This is a genomic window from Acinetobacter lwoffii, from assembly GCF_024129355.1.
GTDB lineage: Bacteria > Pseudomonadota > Gammaproteobacteria > Pseudomonadales > Moraxellaceae > Acinetobacter > Acinetobacter lwoffii_I.
The window spans coordinates 1-2976 of record NZ_JAMXXP010000068.1 but is presented as its reverse complement, the minus strand read 5'-3'; the positions used below and the strand labels follow the sequence as shown (position 1 = coordinate 2976).

Annotated in this window: 2 protein-coding genes and 1 pseudogene; 2 read left to right on the top strand and 1 reads right to left on the bottom strand. The window is 35.1% G+C overall.

The annotated features are described in order from the left end of the window. Positions 1–96 precede the first annotated feature (96 nt). Entirely contained in the window at positions 97–663 is a 567-nt protein-coding gene (locus NI468_RS15885) for a hypothetical protein (protein WP_004854578.1), read from the bottom strand. Positions 664–1300: 637 nt separating this feature from the next. Between NI468_RS15885 and repM the strand changes: the two are divergent. Both repM and NI468_RS15875 read left to right on the top strand, forming a co-directional pair. Further along, a pseudogene (gene repM / locus NI468_RS15880) lies at positions 1301–2230 on the top strand (replication initiation protein RepM); the annotation flags it as partial. A gap of 540 nt (positions 2231–2770) precedes the next feature. Continuing rightward, a complete protein-coding gene (locus tag NI468_RS15875) occupies positions 2771–2953 on the top strand; it encodes a hypothetical protein (RefSeq protein ID WP_020846530.1) in 183 nt (60 codons plus the stop codon). Positions 2954–2976: the final 23 nt, after the last annotated feature.

The following is a 2976-nucleotide window of genomic DNA, read 5'->3' as shown; positions in this document are numbered from 1 at the left end:
AGTACGTTTCAGGTGATTTAAACAAGCAAGATTTTGAAGAATATTTAAAAAAATTAGCTCATAACTAAATGGCTATGAGCTATTAAAAAAAATTAATTAGAAACTGATTTGGATATTAACTTTATCCACGTCAATACCTGCTGCATGAGCTATCATTTCTTTAGCTTCAGCAATAATTTCAGATAGTTCTTTTGTTTCGTCTACAGCTTCTTCAGCAATAATTTCAGATTCATGTGAAGCAGTTTCTGCATTTGGATTTGCATTAAAAGCAGACCACTCAAGCTTTTCAACATCAAGGTCAATGTTTTGTAATAGATCATTGGTATTCAAATAAGCTACTGGATATCTTTGACCTGCTGTTAATTTTTTCCAAGCCTTTTTAAAGTTTTCTGTGTCTGGCAACAGTGCATATTCACTAATTTGAATTAATTTTCTACCAGCATGTTTTTTAGTCGGAATACAGCCCGAAATTTTACCAACCATGAAGGCTTGACCATGACCTAAGCCATCTTTTACCGCCCATGTTTCTCTATGATTTCGAATTAAAATTACATATTCAGCACTTTTAATACGGTCTGTACGTACTATCCAATAGCCTGAACCGCCTTCTGATTCCATCCACTTCAAATCTTTACCTGTAAAGATACCGATAACTTTAGCCATAATATTTACTCCTATACGTTAGTTTTAATAAATCTATACGATAGAATTAAATAAATCAAGATTTTTATACGTTAGTTTTAATAAATCTATACGATAGAATTTTAAATATATGATTTTCAATAGCAAACCGAGCGAGTGTCTACGAGCGACTGAGCGTTATAAAAATTTCGTCCCTTTCTTTTCCCTGATTACAAGCTTCCTATTGCTCCATAACAAGATTTACAGAGCAAAGCGACGGCAGTTATTGGCTCCATGACGAGCGAAGCGAGCATAAAGCTTTATGAGCGTAGCGAATCCATTTTTGTTTTTAGCGTCCTACCCAGTCTTTGAAAAAACTGCCCCCAGGAATCGAGCGCAGCGAGATTCAATAGAGTTTGAGCAAAGCGAAAACATAGGGCAGTTTTAAATGCCGTTTTTTATTTTTTTGGGCTTTTAATAATATAAAAAGCTTTTAAATGCTTTTAAGAGCCTTGAAAGTATTGATATACGTGCGTTTCAGAGGACATACCGACACAAATAGTTTGTCATACCGACACAAATAGTTTGTTCAAAAACACCAATACCGACACAAATAGTTTGCATTAAGACACATAAAAATATAGTGTGTCTTAATATACATAAAAATAATGGTGTCTTAATGAAAGGCGGGTTAGTTGTAAAAGATAATGCTCTTATGAATGCCAGTTACAACTTGGAGGTAACAGAACAAAGGTTAATTTTATTGGCAATTATCAGTGCTAGAGAAACAGGGAAAGGAATTACTGCTGACAGTAAGTTAGAAATTCATGCCAGTGATTATGCAAAACAGTTCAATGTCACAAAAGAAGGTGCTTACAAGGCTTTAAAAGAAGCTGTAAACAACCTATTTGATCGACAATTTTCATTCCAAGAAGAAACATCAAAAGGGATTGGTATTGTTCGCTCACGATGGGTTAGTCGTATTAAATACATTGATGATTCTGCTCTACTAGAAATCACCTTTGCCCCTGATGTAGTTCCACTAATTACACGACTTGAGAAACACTTTACAAGCTATCAGATTAATCAAGTTTCAGGACTTACAGGCAAGTATGCAATACGACTTTATGAACTATTGATAACATGGCGTGAGGTAGGTAAAACTCCAATTTTGAAACTAGCGGATTTCAGAAGTCAGTTAGGAGTTGAACCTAATGAATACAAAGCAATGAATCATTTCAAAAGTCGTGTTTTAGAACCATCATTACAGCAAATTAATGAAAAAACAGACATTAAAGTGAAGGTAGAACAACATAAAAATGGTCGTTCAATTAGTGGTTTTTCATTCCGATTCAAACAAAAACCACAGCCAAAAGTAGAACAAAAAATCGACCCTAAACGAGATCCAAACACACCCGATTTTTTTGTTGAAATGACCGATGCCCAACGGCATTTGTTCGCACATAAATTATCTGAAATGCCCGAAGTTGGTAGCGAATATGCAGAGATCGGAGAGTCAGCCGAAGACTTTACGAAACGCCTTGCCGATATGCTTTTAGAGCCTAAAAAATTCAGGATGTTTTACCCGCTACTGGAACAGCTCGGCTTTGGTTCTAAAAAAATCCAATCTGCATCAATCAAACAGGTCGATGAACCTAAGTTTATTGAATTGCAAAATATGCAAGTGAATGGCTTGTCATACCACATGTCGAGAGATAAAAAATTCGCTCATTTAAAATTAGAAAATGAATCTCTAGATGACTTTGCCCGAAGACTTCGCCCTATGCTAAAAGACCCCAAACAGCAAATTCAATTTTATGACTACGTGAATGCCAAAAAGTAGCAAATAATCCTCTAAAAAAGATATCAAAACGCCCCAACTTTTGGGGCTTATTTTTATCTTTTTCAGAGGTGGTTTTTTGTTTATCGAAGAGAAACGAGTAAGCGTGCATTCCCTCCTGCTGTCGGAAAATGATAAATCTCCAAACCGCTAAAAATTTGCTTGTTAGAAACGCCCCAATATCGAATTTCGCCCCATAGCGTAAAAACCGCCTAAAATCGCATTTAAGCGCCCTTTTCTCAAAAACAGGGAAATCTAGCTAAACAGAGCTAAAACCGCCAATAAACGCAAAATAGGAGCATTTAGACCATGAAATTAAGTGATACCGAAAAAAATAATCGTTTGTCAGAGGTGTTTTTAAAGAAATCAGATCGAGAATATTACGATTTAGAAATCACTGAAAATCATCAAAAACTTTATGATCAGTACGTTTCAGGTGATTTAAACAAGCAAGATTTTGAAGAATATTTAAAAAAATTAGCTCATAACTAAATGGCTATGAGCTATTAAAAAAA